At 64.6% G+C, this 16196-nt stretch carries 17 protein-coding genes; 9 read left to right on the top strand and 8 right to left on the bottom strand.

Annotated elements, in window-relative coordinates:
- Positions 1–178 precede the first annotated feature (178 nt).
- The 4 genes from ACODSP_RS19475 (at position 179) to ACODSP_RS19460 (ending at position 3238) form a co-directional block, all read left to right on the top strand.
- Positions 179–2152 (top strand): bluetail domain-containing putative surface protein, encoded by a 1974-nt coding sequence (locus ACODSP_RS19475; protein ID WP_488967208.1) that lies wholly within the window; start codon positions 179–181, stop codon positions 2150–2152.
- Positions 2153–2222: 70 nt separating this feature from the next.
- A complete protein-coding gene (locus ACODSP_RS19470; RefSeq protein WP_488967207.1) occupies positions 2223–2471 on the top strand; it encodes a hypothetical protein in 249 nt (82 codons plus the stop codon).
- A 39-nt stretch (positions 2472–2510) separates the two neighbouring features.
- Positions 2511–2684, top strand: coding sequence for a hypothetical protein (locus tag ACODSP_RS19465; protein ID WP_488967206.1), 174 nt, complete (start codon positions 2511–2513; stop codon positions 2682–2684).
- A gap of 149 nt (positions 2685–2833) precedes the next feature.
- Positions 2834–3238, top strand: coding sequence for a MarR family winged helix-turn-helix transcriptional regulator (locus ACODSP_RS19460; protein WP_245924303.1), 405 nt, complete (start codon positions 2834–2836; stop codon positions 3236–3238).
- Between the two features lie 74 nt (positions 3239–3312).
- Here ACODSP_RS19460 and ACODSP_RS19455 read toward each other — a convergent pair whose 3' ends face one another.
- From ACODSP_RS19455 to ACODSP_RS19445, 3 genes are read right to left on the bottom strand one after another with little or no spacing between them, the layout of a single operon-like run.
- Positions 3313–3957: a TetR/AcrR family transcriptional regulator gene (locus ACODSP_RS19455; RefSeq protein ID WP_488967205.1), complete on the bottom strand. Its 645-nt coding sequence runs from the start codon at positions 3955–3957 to the stop codon at positions 3313–3315.
- 15 nt (positions 3958–3972) lie between these two features.
- Complete coding sequence (locus ACODSP_RS19450; protein ID WP_488967204.1) at positions 3973–5574, bottom strand: DHA2 family efflux MFS transporter permease subunit; 1602 nt, start codon at positions 5572–5574, stop codon at positions 3973–3975.
- Positions 5571–6662 (bottom strand): HlyD family secretion protein, encoded by a 1092-nt coding sequence (locus tag ACODSP_RS19445; RefSeq protein ID WP_488967203.1) that lies wholly within the window; start codon positions 6660–6662, stop codon positions 5571–5573. The genes ACODSP_RS19450 and ACODSP_RS19445 overlap by 4 nt, the downstream gene beginning before the upstream one ends.
- 247 nt (positions 6663–6909) lie before the next feature.
- On the opposite strand from ACODSP_RS19445, the gene ACODSP_RS19440 reads away from it, so the two are divergent.
- Positions 6910–7323 carry a hypothetical protein gene (locus ACODSP_RS19440; RefSeq protein ID WP_488967202.1) on the top strand — a complete coding sequence of 138 codons (414 nt, stop codon included), beginning with the start codon at positions 6910–6912 and terminating at the stop codon, positions 7321–7323.
- Here the strand turns inward: ACODSP_RS19440 and mutS are convergent, their stop codons facing one another.
- From mutS to ACODSP_RS19425, 3 genes are all read right to left on the bottom strand, one after another.
- Complete coding sequence (gene mutS / locus ACODSP_RS19435) at positions 7324–10044, bottom strand: DNA mismatch repair protein MutS (protein WP_488967201.1); 2721 nt, start codon at positions 10042–10044, stop codon at positions 7324–7326. It lies immediately after the preceding gene.
- Positions 10045–10091: 47 nt separating this feature from the next.
- Positions 10092–10655, bottom strand: a complete 564-nt coding sequence (locus ACODSP_RS19430; RefSeq protein ID WP_488967200.1) for a PAS domain-containing protein — start codon at positions 10653–10655, stop codon at positions 10092–10094.
- A 73-nt stretch (positions 10656–10728) separates the two neighbouring features.
- Complete coding sequence (locus tag ACODSP_RS19425; protein ID WP_488967199.1) at positions 10729–11913, bottom strand: acyltransferase family protein; 1185 nt, start codon at positions 11911–11913, stop codon at positions 10729–10731.
- Positions 11914–12032: 119 nt separating this feature from the next.
- Here ACODSP_RS19425 and ACODSP_RS19420 point away from each other — a divergent pair, with 119 nt between their 5' ends.
- Positions 12033–12902: a LytTR family DNA-binding domain-containing protein gene (locus tag ACODSP_RS19420; RefSeq protein WP_488967198.1), complete on the top strand. Its 870-nt coding sequence runs from the start codon at positions 12033–12035 to the stop codon at positions 12900–12902.
- Here the strand turns inward: ACODSP_RS19420 and ACODSP_RS19415 are convergent.
- The gene (locus ACODSP_RS19415; protein WP_488967197.1) at positions 12892–13353 is read right to left on the bottom strand and encodes a low molecular weight protein-tyrosine-phosphatase; all 462 of its coding nucleotides are present in this window, start codon (positions 13351–13353) and stop codon (positions 12892–12894) included. The genes ACODSP_RS19420 and ACODSP_RS19415 overlap by 11 nt on opposite strands.
- A 119-nt stretch (positions 13354–13472) precedes the next feature.
- Here ACODSP_RS19415 and ACODSP_RS19410 point away from each other — a divergent pair, with 119 nt between their 5' ends.
- From ACODSP_RS19410 to ACODSP_RS19400, 3 genes are all read left to right on the top strand, one after another.
- On the top strand, positions 13473–14219 hold the full coding sequence (locus ACODSP_RS19410) for a Sir2 family NAD-dependent protein deacetylase (RefSeq protein WP_488967196.1): 747 nt from the start codon (positions 13473–13475) through the stop codon (positions 14217–14219).
- Positions 14216–14677, top strand: coding sequence for a GNAT family N-acetyltransferase (locus tag ACODSP_RS19405; protein ID WP_488967195.1), 462 nt, complete (start codon positions 14216–14218; stop codon positions 14675–14677). The genes ACODSP_RS19410 and ACODSP_RS19405 overlap by 4 nt, the downstream gene beginning before the upstream one ends.
- A gap of 83 nt (positions 14678–14760) precedes the next feature.
- Positions 14761–15699, top strand: coding sequence for a 3-keto-disaccharide hydrolase (locus ACODSP_RS19400; RefSeq protein WP_488967194.1), 939 nt, complete (start codon positions 14761–14763; stop codon positions 15697–15699).
- A 46-nt stretch (positions 15700–15745) separates the two neighbouring features.
- Here ACODSP_RS19400 and ACODSP_RS19395 read toward each other — a convergent pair whose 3' ends face one another.
- Positions 15746–16180, bottom strand: coding sequence for a hypothetical protein (locus ACODSP_RS19395; RefSeq protein WP_488967193.1), 435 nt, complete (start codon positions 16178–16180; stop codon positions 15746–15748).
- Positions 16181–16196 lie beyond the last annotated feature (16 nt).

Genomic DNA, 16196 nt, shown 5'->3' with positions numbered 1-16196 from the left:
GACCATTGATTCACTACAAACAAAGCAACGCAACTCAAATCTGTGAATGCCGTAGCGGGCAACCGGACGGGGGCTTTTTAATTGAAGGGGCAATCGTTCGCATTTTATCTAGTTCTGCTATAATCCAATACCTGTGCGACCGGCCCCGGCGGACTCGGGGGGCAGCTTTGAGGATGTGATGGCCGACTGGCAGACAAAAATGGTCAAGACCAGCGCGCAGGCCGGCAAGCTGAGCGCCGCTGAGATCGTGGCCATTGCCCGGTCAAATTTGGGGCTGGCCGTGGGTGCCGCCGCCGATATGGATTTCGTGCGCGAGGTTGCGACCATCGCCGAAGGGGCCAACAATTCCTTCTTCGTGGCCGATGGCGAAACACGGGGCAGCGTGCTGGCCGCCGTGCGCTATGAATTGATCAATGCGCGGGCCCAGAACGACCATTGGCTGCTGGCCGGTGCCTTTGTGGGTACCCCGCCGGACGATTGGACCAGCGGCCTGCGCGCCGGCGACATTGTACGCCTGAACTGGACGCCCAGCGCCAGCGTGGGCACAACCGATCATACCTTCATCGTGACGGGCACGGTGGATGGTGGCCTGACGCTGATCGATAATCGCGGGCGCGGCAACATCACGGCGGAGAGCACGCTGACCGCCACCGCCCTGGCCGCCATGGCCCCGAACGAGGTGGTGATCTACCGTCTGCGGGCAGAGTTCGAGGCCGGCAAGGGCACGGCAGCCGCCGACCGGTTGACCATCGGCGCCAACGGCTCCGCCTCCGTCGATGGCGGCAATGGCAATGATGCCATCACCGGCGGTGCCTTCGCCGATCTGCTGATCGGCGGGGCCGGCAATGATGTGCTGGTGGGGGCCGGCGGTTCCGACCTGCTGCGCGGTGGGCTGGGCGTTGATGAGATGCAGGGCGGCATCGGCAACGACCATTATGAGGTGGATGCCACCACCGACAAGGTTTCGGAGAATGCCGGGGAAGGCACCGACACGGTCTATACCCTGGTCAGCTATACCCTGCCCGACAATGTCGAGAATCTGGTGATCACCGGCGTGGCCAGCCAGACCGCCACGGGCAACGCGCTGGACAACATCATCTGGGGCTATAACGGCAATGACACGCTGCTGGGCGGGGCCGGCAACGACACGCTGTCGGGCGGCACGGGCAACGATCTGCTGAATGGTGGCACCGGTGTCGATATGATGGCCGGCGGCACCGGCAACGATACCTATGTGGTCGATGATGAAGGCGATCAGGTCACCGAACTGAACCTGGGCGGCACGGACGAGGTGCAGACCACGCTTGCCACCTATCGCCTGGGCACCTATGTCGAGAACCTGACCTATAAGGGTAGTGCCGCCTTTACCGGGCTGGGTAACACGCTGGCCAACAAGATCACGGGCGGGGCCGGGGCGGACACGCTGGATGGCGGCACCGGCAATGACACACTGATCGGCGGGGCCGGCAACGATGTCTATATCATCGATGCCACCGGCGATGTGGTGACGGAGGGGACGGGCGGCGGCACCGACACCGTGATGAGCGGGATTGTGCGCTATGCCCTGGGGGCCGAGGTTGAGAACCTGACCTATACCGGCAGCGCGGGCTTCACCGGCACGGGCAATGCGCTCAACAATATCATCACCGGCGGTGATGGCGCCGACCGGCTGAATGGCGGCAATGGCAATGACACGCTGATCGGCGGGGCGGGCGTCGATACGCTGGTGGGCAGCAGTGGTGTCGATATGCTGACAGGCGGGGCGGACAAGGATCTGTTCCAATATGCCTCCGTCATTGAAAGCCGTGGCACCGGCACCCTGACCGCCACCATCATCGACCAGATCACCGATCTTGACCTGGGCAGTACCGGTGGCGACTGGCAGGACCGGATCGACCTGCCCTTCACCGTGAAAACCGTGCTGGACGGCACCACGGCGCTGACCGGCACCACCCTGGCCGCCGCCATCTTCACCCTGTTCTCCACCGGTCCCCTGGCCAAGACCACCTTGACGGCGGGCCTGTTCAGCTATGGCGAGCAGACCTACCTGATCGTCACCGGCACCACCGCCGGCTCGGTCTTCAGCACCGACGATTTCATCGTCAACATCACGGGCTTCACCGGCACGCTGGATATGGGTGATCTGATCTGAGGGTTATGCATGTTGACGGATTATATCCGATATCGGATGATTTAGGCCCACCCGAACCGGAGATGACCCCGTGATGTTCATGTTGACCCTGCCGGCGCGGCTTGCCCGGCTTTTGACCCCGATCCCCCGTCCCTATCCCGACCTGCCGGATGTGATCCTGCGCGATCTGGATGCCGATACCCGTCACGCCCTGGAGCGGGGTGCGCGGCAGGCCAACCGGCCTTTTTCGTTCCGTATTCATCCGATCTCGGAACTGACGGAATACAGGGACAGATTGTTCCTTGCAACCTTCCCGTCCTTCGGCGATAAATCCTTCTGAACCCATCCCGCCACCCCCCAGCCAAGAGGAGAATTTTCTATGGATAATCTGTTTAATCGTACCGGTACCCAGCGTGGGCACGGCCTGCGCGGTACCGGCTGCATGACCTCTGCACGACAAATCCCCCTCAACCAACAAACGATCTTCCGAACAATCGAGGGCAGTGATGAGCTTCTTCATGTCATTGGGCAACGGCCCGAAATTCTTCTTTGAACTGACCGCGCGGCCCCATCGGGACGCCCCACGCACGCGCGGCTATGAAGTTCGGCGCGAGAATGGCGAAACCCTGATCTGGCTTGGCCGCCTCCATGTGATTTATACGCCGGGCCGTTGGCGCCCGGTGGCCAGGGGACCCACAAACGATGGCCGTCACCACGATGCCTACCAATCCAGGGACCGCCGCATGGCATCCTGAAACGCTGGACCCGCTGGTCCGCGTTCTGGAAGCGCTCCGCACGCTGGATCCTGACCTGCCCATTCAATATGCGCTGTCATTCCTGACCATCGCGCAGAATGAGGGCCTGTCGATCCGTGACCTGTCGGAGCGTCTGGGCATCGCGCAATCCTCCGCCTCCCGCAACGTGGCCGCCTTGTCGAAGTGGCACAGCTTCGGCAAGGCCGGTCACGATCTGGTGCAGGCGGAGGAAGACCCGCGTGAGCGCCGACGCAAGATCATCACCCTGACCGACCGGGGCCGGGAACTGGCGGCACAATTGTCCGACCTGATCCAGCCCCATAAAAGCCCGACCCTGCGCCGCACAGCCTGAACCGGGAACGGGTGGCGATAAAGAACAAGGGGCGGTCCCGATGGGGCCGCCCCTTGCTGTTTTGAGCCGCTTTTTCAGCGCCCATAGGCGGCCATGAAGACCCGAACCGCCGCGTCTACCCGTGCCTGCCGCTCCGCATCACCCATCGCGGGCAGGACACCCAGCAGGCCGCGCAGCTGCACATGGCCATTCATCAGACCAAAAAACTGTTCCGCGGCCAGCATCGGATCGGGGATGGATAACCGCCCCTCATCATGCTGGCGCTTCAGATAGGAACCCAGGCAGGAGAGGGAGACGGCGGGACCGGTCTGATAGAAATGACCGGACATATCGCTCTGCGCCCCCGCCGACAGCATGGTGCGCAGCAGACAGTTCAGCTGCCCCTCCACCATCAGTTCCAGAAAGCGCAGACCCAGATTGGTCAGCACCTCGGCGGGCGGGGCGGCGGGATCGCCCATGGTGACGGGTTCGGTCATGCGTTCAGACCGGCGCACCACCATGGCATCGAACAGCCGGTCCTTGGCGGAGAAATGCTTGTAGATGGTCTGCTTGGACACGCCCGCCACCTCGGCCACGCGGTCCATGCTGGCGCCATAGCCTTCGCGGGCAAAGACATCCTCGGCGGCGTCCAGGATGGCGTCGCGCTTGGTCATGTCCAGGGGGCGTCCGGCCCCCCGGCGCCCTTCGCGTACGTCGTCGGCCACCATGCTCACCGTCATGACACACTCCATCCCTCAATGCCCGCCCAGATCGGCAGCGCCCCGCATCACGGGCCGCTTCACGAAGGGCAGGGTCAGCAACGCCAGGGTGAAGACCACGGCCATGGCCAGGAACAGGTCGGAGAAGGTCATCACCGTCACCTGTTTCTGGATGGTCGCGGCCAGCACCGGCAGACCGGCGGTGGCCGGATCGGCCCCCGTGGCATCCGCCACCCGCGCCCCGACGCCGGACAGGAAGTTTTGCACCTCGGGCCGGGTCGGGTCGATCCAGTCATAAAGCACGCGGCCATGTTGGGCCATACGCTGCGTGATCAGGGTATTGATCCCGGCCAGGCCAAAGGCGCCGCCCAGATTGCGCATCAGGTTGAACAGGCCGGAGGCGTTGGGCACCTGATGCGCCGGCAGGGTGCCAATGGCCAGCGAAGTGATGGGGATGATGCAGAACATCAGGCCTACACCCCGGATCATCTGTGGCACCAGCAGCTGGTCGAACTGCCAGTCGGCGGTGACGGGGACGGAGATGTAAAAGCTGGTGGCCAGCAGGGTGAAGCCGATGGCCAGCACCTTGCGCACATCCATCTTGGAAGAGAGTATGCCGACGATGGGGGAGGACAGGAACTGACAAATGCCCGTCACCACCATGGTCGACCCGATCTGCTGTGCATTCAGGCCGCGCACCTGCCCCAGATAGAGCGGCAGCATATAGACCGAGCCATAAAGCCCGATGCCGACGATGAAGCCATAGATGGAACCCATGGCGAAATTGACATTGCGCAGGGCACTCAGGTCCACGATGGCCTTTTCATAGGTCAGGACCCGCCAGAAGAACCCGATCCCGGCGATCAGGGCCAGCAGGGCAAAGTCGCGGATCGTCTCATCCTGAAACCACTGCTCCCGCGCGCCCTCCTCGATCACGTAATCCAGGCTGGCCAGGAACAGGGCCATCAGGGCGATGCCGGGCAGGTCGATGCCTTTCAGCAGGGAAAAGTTCGGCTTGTCGATATCGATGCAAGTCCAGACGATGGCCGCCACGGCCAGGCCCGGCAGCAGATTGATCATGAACAGCCAGTGCCAGGAAAACTGCTCCGTCAGGAAGCCACCCAGCGTCGGCCCGACCGTGGGGCCCAGCGTGGCCACCAGACCGATGACGACCGTCACGGGCGCGCGGCGGGCTGGGGGAAAGGCGGTGAAGCTAGTGGCGAACACGGTGGGGATCATCCCGCCGCCGATAAAACCCTGCAAGGTGCGCCACAGCACCAGTTCCTCCAGTGAGGAGGATTGGGCACACAGCATGCTGGTGATGGTAAAGCCCAGCGCCGCCACGGTGAACAGCACGCGGGTGGACAAAAGCCGCGTCAGGTAACCCGACAGCGGGATCATCACCACTTCGGCGATCAGGTAGCTGGTCTGGACCCAGACAATCTCATCGGCACTGGCAGCCACGCCGGCCTGGATCTGGCGCAGGCTGCTGGCCACGATCTGGATATCCAGGATGGCCATGAACATGCCGAACACCATGGCGACGAAGCCGACCAGGGTCCGCTTCGATATGCCTGCCGTGATGGACGGCGGTTCTACAGCCGGGATACTGTCCAGCGTGGCGGCGGTGCTGCTCATGGCCGCACCGCGACCTGCTGGGGAATGGCCGTGTCGGCCTTGGCGATGCCGATCAGGTCACGCCCGTCATGACGGGTATCGACGCTGACCTCCACCGACAGGCCGGGACGCAGACGACCGGCCAGCGGCCCATCCTTGGGCAGGGCCACGCGCACAGGCACGCGCTGCACGATCTTGGTGAAATTGCCGGTGGCATTCTCGGGCGGCAGCAGGCTGAACTGCGCGCCCGATGCGGGCGACAGGCTATCGATCCGGCCCTCAACCTTCATGCCCGGATAGGCATCGATGGACAGTTCCACAGGCTGGCCCACGCGCAGGCGACCGATCTGGGTTTCCTTGAAATTGGCGGTGATATAGGCGTCCTGGACGGGGACCAGGGCCATCAGTTGTGTCCCGGCCTTCACGAACTGTCCCACCCGTGCCCCGGAACTGCCGATCACACCGGCGATGGGGGCGCGGATCACGCTTTTCTCCAGGTCATTCTCCGCCAGCACCAGGGCGGCATTCGCCTCCTCCAATGCCGCCTCGGCCTTGGCCCGTTCGGTGGACAGGACCGACAGCTGGTCGCGTTCGGCGGTCAGGGCCGCCTGCGCCTTGGTCAGGGCGGCGCCGGCCTTCTGCGCGTCGGCCTGGGTGGTGGCCAGTTTCTGCTGGCTGGCGAATTCGCGGGTGGCAAGGGCGGTATAGCGCTGGGCATCGGCGCCGGCCCGGCGCTGTTCGGCCTGGGCGGCGGCGACACCGGCATCGGCCTGACGGATCAGGGCGCCGGACAGGGTCAGGCGGCTGTCGATATTGGCAATGGATGCTGCGGCAGCATCCCGGCGGGCGCGGGCCTGATCGGCCTTGGCCGCCAAGTCGCGGTCATCCAGGCGCAGCAGCACATCGCCCACCTGCACCATCTGGTTCTCCACCACCTCTACCGCGCCGACATACCCTTCGACACGCGGGCTGATCATGGTGATGTCAGCCTCGACATAGGCGTTGTCCGTCGCCTCCTGGAACCGCGCCACGGACCACCAATGCCAGCCGCCATAGGTACCGGCAAGCAGCAGCGGCACGGCCAACGCCAAGGCGATCTTCCTGTTCATGGGTCTATTCCTGGTCTGAATATTTTCGGAACTGGACAGTCCAGTATTGAAACGCAAAATGCGCCTTGTCCGGCTGGTGGTCAACCCGGATTAATGGACTGTATGGTTTGATAATCGCCGCGACAGGCATGCGGTGGCTGCATGCTCACCGGAAGGACATACGGGTGGGCTTGCGGGGCGGGGCCGTTTACCGCTTACTGCTGTCCTGTGACGGGGCATCACCAGGGGCGATCATATGAAGGTGCGGATGGCGGACAGGCGCCAGATCCTGGAGCTTGGCATGGCGGCACTGGCCGGCCTGGCCCTGCCGGGACAGGCCTGGGCGGAAGGCAAAGCAGCCGATGATCCTAAACTGCGCTTCATCAATGTCCCGCCCCTGCTGCTGCCGGGCAAGGAACGCTATGCCTTCATCCGGCTGGTCATGCAGCTGGTGGTGCGCAAGACGGAACAATTGCCGGCGGAATCGGCATTGGTCACCGCCTATATGCCGCGCATCGTCGGCAAGCTGACCGAAGAACTGCCCGTAGATGGCAGCCTGACGCGCAATTCCGGGCCGGCGGAACTGGCGGATATGAAGCGCCACGTCCGCAATCTGGCCAATGACATTATCGGCCAGCCCGTGGTCGAGGATGTGCTGATCACCAGCCTGCTGACCGATTGATCAGCCCAGCAGACCCCGCAGCCGGTACAGCGCGTCCAGCGCCTGACGGGGCGTCAGCTCATCCGGGTTGATGGTGCGCAGTTCCATCTCCACCATAGATGATTCCGGTTCCGAAACAACCAGACGCGGGACGGGTTTCGCGGCCATGGCGGCGAACAAGGGAAGATCATCGGCCAGCCGGCTTGCCGCACTGGCCTGATCGCCTTTCTCCAGGATCTGCAAGACCTGTTCCGCACGCGAAATGACCTGTGGCGGCAGCCCGGCCAGACGCGCGACATGGATGCCATAGGAGCGGTCGGCGGCACCGGCGGCCACCTCATGCAGGAAGATGACGTCGCCCCGCCATTCCTTGATCCGCATCGTGTGACAGGACAGGTCGGGCAGCTTGGCCGACAGTGCCGTCAGCTCATGATAATGCGTGGCGAACAGGCCGCGACAGCGCGCCGCCTCATGCAGATGCTCGACACAGGCCCAGGCGATGGACAGGCCGTCGAAGGTGGCCGTGCCGCGCCCGATCTCATCCAGGATGACCAGCGAATGGCGGGTGGCCTGATTCAGGATGGTGGCGGTTTCCACCATCTCCACCATGAAAGTGGAACGCCCGCGCGCCAGATCGTCGGCGGCACCGACACGGCTGAACAGCTTGTCCACGGTACCGATGCGGGCGGTGCGCGCCGGCACATAGGACCCCATCTGCGCCAGCACCGCGATCAAGGCATTCTGGCGCAGGAAGGTGGATTTACCGGCCATGTTGGGACCGGTCAGCAGCCACAGGCGCTGTCCCGGCGACAGGTCACAATCATTGGCCACGAACGCCGCGCCACCATTTTCCGCCAGCGCCTGTTCGACCACGGGATGTCGCCCGCCGCGCACGTCAAAGGACAGGTCATTGGCCATTTCGGGCCGGCACCAGCCGCCATCCACGGCCAGATCGGCCAGCGAGGCGGTGACATCCAAGGTCGCCAACGCGCGGGCCGTGGTGGCGATGGGGTCGGCCAGATCGATGACCGCCTTCACCAACTGCCCAAAAATCTCCAGCTCCAGCGCCAGGGAGCGATCGCCGGCCTCTGCCACCTTGCGTTCCAGTTCGGACAGGGCGACGGTGGTGAAGCGCACCGCCCCCGCCATGGTCTGACGATGGATGAAATCGGCCCGGTGCTTTTCCGACATCAGCTTGTCGGCATGAACCGCCGTCACCTCGATATAATAACCCAGCACATTGTTGTGGCGGATCTTCAGGGAGGCGATGCCCGTGGCATCCACATATTGCGCCTGAAGATTGGCGATGTGCCGGCGGCTGTCATCGCGCAGCGCCCGCAATTCATCCAGCGGACCGGAATATCCCGCCGCCACGAAGCCGCCATCGCGGGCCAGCATGGGCAGATCGGGACCCAATGCCCGCGACAACAGGCCGATCAGCGCCTCATGATCGCCCCCTTGCCCCCCCGCCAGACCATTGACGATGCGGGCCATCCCCGCCGGCAGGGGCGTGCCGATGCCGCCATTGCCATAGGCCAGACGCCCGCGCAAGGAAACGGCCCGTTCCAGCGCATCGCGCACGGCAGCCAGATCGCGCGGGCTGCCCCGGTCAAGCGTCAGGCGCGTCAGGGCGCGTTCCACGTCCGGCGTGCGGCGCAATTCCTCACGGATATCAACGCGCAAGGGCGTTTCGCCGGCCAGATAGGCCACCATGTCCAGCCGCCGCTCAATGCGCGCCGGATCGGTCAGCGGGGCCGACAGCCGCCCGGCCAGCAGCCGGGCACCAGCCCCCGTAACGGTGCGGTCGATGGCGGCCAGCAGGCTGCCGCGCCGTTCACCGGTCAGGGTGCGGGTCAGTTCCAGGTTGCGGCGGGTGGCGGGGTCGATCTCCATCACCTGACCCGCGGCCAGACGGCGCGGCACGTCGAAGCGTGGCAGACGACCCTTCTGCGTCAGTTCCACATAGTCGACCAGAGCGCCGGCGGCCGCCACCTCCGCCCGGCCAAAGGCGCCGAACGCATCCAGGGTGCCGACATTATAGAGCGCGAGCAGGCGCTTGCGCCCATTCTCACTGTCGAATCGCGCATTGGGCTGAATGGTCAGGCGGGCGCGCCATTCATCCCAGAGCGGCGACAGCTCCTCCACCTGGCTCAGCCGTTCCGGCAGCAGCAATTCGCCGGGCGACAGGCGGGCCAGCAGCGAGGGCAGATTGGCGCGTTCCACCGGCGACAGGGTCAACTCCCCCGTCGACAGGTCCAGCCAAGCCAGCGCCCCCTCGCCCCCTGCCTCCGCCAGCGCCGCCAGATAATTGTTGGAGCGCGCGTCTAGCAACCCATCCTCGGTGATGGTGCCGGGGGTGACTACGCGCACCACATCGCGGCGGACCACGGATTTGCTGCCGCGCTTCTTGGCCTCTGCCGGGTCTTCGGTCTGTTCACAGATGGCGACGCGGAAGCCGGCGCGGATTAGGCGGGACAGGTATTGTTCATGGGAATGGACGGGTACGCCGCACATGGGGATGTCTTCCCCCTGATGCTGGCCGCGCTTGGTCAGGGTGATGTCGAGAGCGCCCGCCGCCTGCACCGCGTCGTCAAAGAACAGCTCATAGAAATCGCCCATGCGGTAGAACAGCAGCGAGCCTGGATGCTGCCGCTTGATCTCCAGATATTGCGCCATCATGGGGGAGACGGGGGCGCTGGCGGTGCTGTCGGGGCGGGTGCTGCTGTCGGTCACGTGGGTCATAGGTCTAGCGGAAGGGGCCGCCACCCTAGCACCCTGCCGCTGCCGCCTCAAACCGTCAGTGGGGCCGCCTCGAACGAGACCAGCTTATCCTCCACCACCTCATCGGCGGGGCGCAGCAGGGGGGAGGCGCGGTGGCGGACAGAGGCACCCATCAGGCCGCAGAGCAGCATGTCGATGCGGCCCTGCTGATGATTGGACAGCGGCAGGATGACGGCATCCAGCCGCAGCCGCCCGCGCCGCGTATTGACCAGGGCGGAACTGGCCACGGGGCAGGCATCCTGGCTGGCCCGGTCCATCCAGTGCCGCCAATGGTCACCCAGATGGGCGGGCCAGGATTGGCGCAGGGTGCTGCCCGTCAGGGCACGCCCGAACAGGCCATCCAGGCCGGTCCCCACCAGACGGTAACGGTAATCCCCGGTCATGACATCCAGCAGCATGACCCAGGGCAGCAGAGGCTGCATGTCGGCGGGGTTCAGGTCGTTGCGGGCGGGTGCCGCCCGTCCGGCCCCGCGCACACGGGCCCAGTATTCGACAAGGGCGCGCAGCCGGCCATCGACAATGGCATCCGCGGCAATCCCCGTCATGTCCTGGACATTGGCAACGCCACTCACATCACACTCCGCACCCCAAGGCCGGCTGTTCGCCGGCGGGGGACAGAATGCACCCCCAGGGGTAAAGAAAGCCTTATCTGACCCCCAACAAAGGCCCCAGCAGCTTTACCCGCCGCGCCAACTCGTACGTGGCGAAGCATCCCGCCACCGTGGCCGCGATCAGCAGCAGGGACTCGACCGCCACGGGCAGGTTCAAGGGCGTCAGGTGATGGCCCACCACCACGATCAGGGTCTGGTGGATGATGTAGAAGGGGAACACCCCGACGGAAAGATAGCGCAGCAGCGGCGTGGAGCGGTTGAAATGCCGTCGGGCAAAGCCCAGGACCGCCAGGATCATGGCCCATTGTTCCACGCCATAGGATGTACGGGCGATCAGGCGCAGGACATCGCCGCTGAACGGCATGTCATTCTCGTGAAAGGTCCAGAGCGACCAGCAATAGACATAAGCACCCCAGGCCAGCAGCGCCACGCCCAGCGCCTCCCAGCGCATCCGCGCCAGCCGGTCGAACAGGTCGCCATTGCGGGCGATGGCATAGCCCAGCAGGAACATGCCGAAACTGACGGCGTGATTGTACCAGTCCCAGGTCAGGTTGTGAGTGACGGGAAACCGGTCATAAAGGCTAAGGCGCAGCCCGACCAGGATCAGTATGGGCAGCAGCAGCACCATGCACGGCCGCCGCGTCCACGCCCCCTGCCCCAACCGGATCAGGAAGCGCCCGCCGCCCATCACCAGGATCAAGGCGATCAGGCCCGTATAAAGCAGCAGATAGGCCACGAACCACATATGGTTCCAGGTGGGCAGGGTCAGGCAGTCATCGCCCCGGCAGAAGCCCTGATAGAAGGACAGGTAGCGGCCATAGAAGGCCAGGAACCCATCGGCATACTGGATCTTCTCCACCACCTCGTAATAGGGCTGCGGCACCACCAGCACCGCCATCACGAACAGCAGGGGAATGCCCAGGCGCGGCAAGCGTGACCGGGCCAGTTCGCCCGGCCCCATGCGGTCGGCCATGAAACGGGTGGCAACACCGGAGATCAGGAACAGCAGCGACAGGCGCCAGGGATTGGAAAGCAGCATCAGCGGTTCCAGCCCCGGCCCCACATGCTGGCTCTTCACATGCCAATCCCAGGTCACATAGAACATGCCGACATGGTAAAGGATCAACAGAGCAAAGGCGCCGACCCGGACCCAGTCCAGGAAAGGCAGGCGCTGGCCAGGGGCAGGCGGGACGGATGGGGCAGGGTTTGTCATCGTCATCTTCATCATCCGAGAAACGGGAAACGGGTGCCGGCCCCCGCTTCTGGCCCTGGCGTGCCCAGGCCAGCAAGGCGGCAGGGACGGGCGGAACCGGCCCTGACACGGGTGTGACAGACGGCATGATGGCTGTGACGAGCGGCGGGACGAACGGCGAAAGCCCCGGTTTGGGCGGCTTCCGGCCCTATCTGGTGCTGGTGCCGCTGACCCTGCTGTTCGCCCTGGTCAACACCATGTCGGCCTGGGACGACCGCGATGGCTGGCCCTTCTGGCTGCCCATCCTGACGGAATTCAGCAGTGCCGTTTCCATCCTGTGCCTGTGCTGGATTCCCGCCTGGACGCTGGGCCGGGCGCCGCTGGCCCCACCCTGGGGACGGGTATTGCTGCTGCATCTGCCGGCGGCCCTGCTGTTCAGCCTGTTGCACAGTGCGGGCATGGCGCTGCTGCGCAATGGGGCGGGCATCCTGTTCGATCTGGATTACCGGTTCAATCTGACGGCTGGCGTCCTGGTCTATGAGGGCCGCAAGGATGTGATGACCTATCTGGTGGTCTGCGGCATTTTCCTGCTGTTCGGGCATGGGCGCGGCCATAAGGCCCAACCGCCCATCCCGGCACCCGAAATGCTTCCGCCGATCAGCACGCCGCCATCCGCCGCACAGTTCGATATCCGCGACGGTGCCCGGCTGCTGCGTGTTGCCGTGGCCGATATCCTGGCCGTGCGGTCGGCGGGGAATTATGCGGAATTCCTGCTGGCCGAAGGGCGGCAGCCCTTGATGCGGGCCACCCTGACGCAGTTGGCGGAGGAACTGTCCGGGCATGGCTTGCTGCGGACGCACCGGTCCTGGCTGGTCAACCGCGCGCATGTGCGGGGGCTGGAACCGGAAGGATCGGGCGATTACGCGATTACCCTGTCGGATGGCAGCAAGGCCCCCCTGTCGCGGCGCTTCCCCGACGCCCTGGAGCGCTTGCGGAAGGGAAAATTCAGCGGCTGACGCGGGCCAGCAGCGCCTTGGCCCCTGCCTCCACCATGTCCAGCACCTCCACAAACCCCGCCGCACCGCCATAATAGGGGTCAGGCACGTCGCGCCCGGTCCAGGGGGCCGGCGCGTGATCGGCGAACAGTGACAGGTCCGCAGTGGAGCCGGCGGGTGCCATGCGGCGCATGATGTCCAGATGGCCGCGATCCATGGCCAGGATCAAATCGAATCGCGTGAAATCCGCCGCCGCCAGCTTTCGCGCCCGCAAGGGAGATAAGTCATAGCCACGCGTGCGGGCGGCCCGGATGCTGCGCGGATCGGGTGGGTCGCCGATGTGATAGCCATGGGTTCCCGCGCCATCGACCAGCACATCCAGCCCCGCATCGGCCACCAGCTTTCGAAACACCCCGTCCGCCGTGGGGGAGCGACAGATATTGCCGGTACAGACGAAAAGCACGGAACGCATCTGGGTTACCCGGATGAAGGCAGGGGTTCCTGTCTTAACATCTGTCCAGGGGCTTGTCCCGCGCGCATGTCCGTGCCACCCTGACAGCGCTATCTTTTCAGCTTGCCCAGATTCCTCCCATGATTGACCCCCATCTGAAACGCCTGTTGCAGGGGCTGCGGCCCGATGCCAGCCTGTTCATCCTGACCGGTGCCGGCATCAGCCGGGAATCGGGCCTGCTGACCTTTCGCGATGGCGACGGGCTGTGGGAGAAGGAACAGCTGGAGGATGTGGCAACGCCGCAGGCCTTCGCCCGGGACCCGGCGCGCGTCCAGGGTTTCTACAATGCCCGCCGCCGCGCCGTTCTGCACCCGGATGTACAGCCGAACGAAGCGCATCAGGCGCTGGTGCGGCTGGAACGGGAATGGCGGGGGCCGTTCCTGCTGGTCACCCAGAATGTCGATGATCTGCATGACCGGGCGGGGTCCGCGCGAATGCTGCATATGCATGGGGAATTGCTGAAAATCCGCTGCGCCGCTTGTGACCGGATAGCGGCCTTCAGCGGCGATCTGGCCGTCGACAATGTCTGCCCGGATTGCAGGGGCCGAGGCACCCTGCGGCCCCATATCGTCTGGTTCGGGGAGATGCCGCTTTACATGGATGAGATCGGGCAGGCGCTGGACGAGGCGGCCCTGTTCATCGCCATCGGCACATCGGGCACGGTCTATCCCGCCGCCGGATTCGTGGCCGCCGCGCGGGCCAGTGGGGCCGTGACGGTGGAGGTCAATATGGAGGAAACGGGCAGCGTCTTTGATGGCGGCCTGTATGGGCCGGCGACACAGACCGTGCCGGCCCTGGTGAATGGTTTGCTGGAGATTGTTCGATGACCCATTTCACGGTGGAACTGGCCGATCCGACCCTGCCGGAGGCCCGCGCCCTGATCGCCGACCTGGATCATTATCTGGGGGCACTGTATCAGCCGGAAGAAAACCATCTTCTGGACCCGCAGCAGCTGAAATCCCCGGATATCCGCTTCCTGCTGGCCCGTCGCGACGGTCGTGCCGTCGGCTGTGGCGCCATCCGCATCGATGCCGACGGCTATGCGGAAGTGAAGCGCATGTATGTCGATCCCGTGCATCGCGGGCGCGGCATCGCCGGTCTGGTGATGACCCGGCTGGAGGAACTGGCCCGTGCGGAGGGTATCAGGCTGTTGAAGCTGGAGACCGGGGAGCTTCAGCGCGAGGCCGTGGGGCTTTACCGCCGTCTGGGCTTCACCCCTTGCGCATCGTTCGGGGATTATCCCTGCGGCGGCGGGGCCAGTATGTTCATGGAAAAACGCCTGTGATTATTCCCTTCCCTGCCCGTCCCTGCTGATCCATAGTGCGGTCAAAATTGACAGCGCTATCAATCAAAAAGGGAGGCAGGGATATGCGGATTGTTGCAGGGCGGGGATTGGCCGTTCTTTTCCTGATGCTGGCCGGGATGCCGGCAATGGCACAAACGGACCCGAAGCTTGAGGCCATACTGGCCGGTGATCCGGTGTTCAAGCCACAGCGTCTGACCCTGACCGAGATCCCGTCGCCCACCGGTACCGCCATTGCCCTGCTGAACGGCAAGGATTTGTCGGACTGGGATATCTGGCTGGGCTATCGCGACCCGTCCATCACCTATGTGAACAAGAGTGAGAAGCCGATCGGGGCGCGGCCCGGCGGCGACCCGATGTTCACGGCCCTGATGCTGGAGGGTGAGCCGGCCCTGCGTGTCGATGGCGCCACCTGGGGCTCCATCGTGCATAAGGGCGTGTATGGCAACTATCATCTGCGGCTGGAATATAAATGGACGGGCAAGCGGCACGCCCCGCGCCTGGATTTGCCGGAGAATAATGGCCTGCTCTACCATTCCTTCGGGGCCGATGGATCGGTCTACGGCACCTGGATGCCGGCGGTGGAGTTCGAGATCATGTTCGGTTCCACCGGCATGGTCGTGCCCGTGGGCACCATGGTGAAGCCGGTGACGGACGCCGGGCGTGACCGGTCCCTGATCGACCCGCAGCGCCGCTATATGGTGGGTGGCCAGGCCGTCACCGTGGAACAACCGGCCTGGAACGTGGAGGCCGCGACCGATGCCGAACGCCCCGTCGGGCAATGGAACGTGCTGGACCTTTATGTCCTAGGTGACAAGGCCATCCATGTGGTCAATGGCGTGCCGGTCATGGAGCTGCGCGACCTGTCGGTGCTGAACGAGGATGGCAGCCGCACCGCCCTGACCAAGGGCCGCATCCAGTTTCAGTCGGAAGGGGCGGAAACCCTGTTCCGGCGTGTCACGCTGACGCCCATCGACCGGCTGCCGCGCATTGTCGTGAGGTAAAAGAAAAAGGGCGCTCCCCATTGGGAAGCGCCCTTCTCACAACCGGCTACAGAAGCCCCGGCTCCGGCGGTTCAGGCAGCGCGATACGCCCCAGAAACGCCTCCAGCCGTAGCCAAAGCTGATTGATCTGCTGGGCCGACCGCGGATCGAAATGGCGCAGCATGTCCATCGTCGCGTCATCCAGACGCGGATAGGCCATCAGCAACCCCTCCGCTTCGCCCTGAGGGGCCCGTGCGTAAAGCCGGAAACGCAGGGAATTCACCACGAAGAAGGCCAGCAACGCCACGAAGCCGGCCTTGTCCTCCAGAAAATATGTCGGGCATTCGACATAGGCCGCATCGGGAACCATGCCCTGCCAAGTTGCGTCTGGAATGACCAGACAGTTGGCAGGCAGGTCGCATTCGGTGATACCCCGTGACAGGTCACGGGGTGCCGCCTGGATGCGCCAGATGAGGCCGGAGCCACCCTGCATCGGGATCATGCTCCGCCCTCCCCTT

It is taken from the genome of Niveispirillum sp. FG156 (assembly GCF_057809555.1).
Note: the sequence above shows the minus strand (reverse complement) of the source record. Positions and strands in the feature narration are given on the sequence as shown.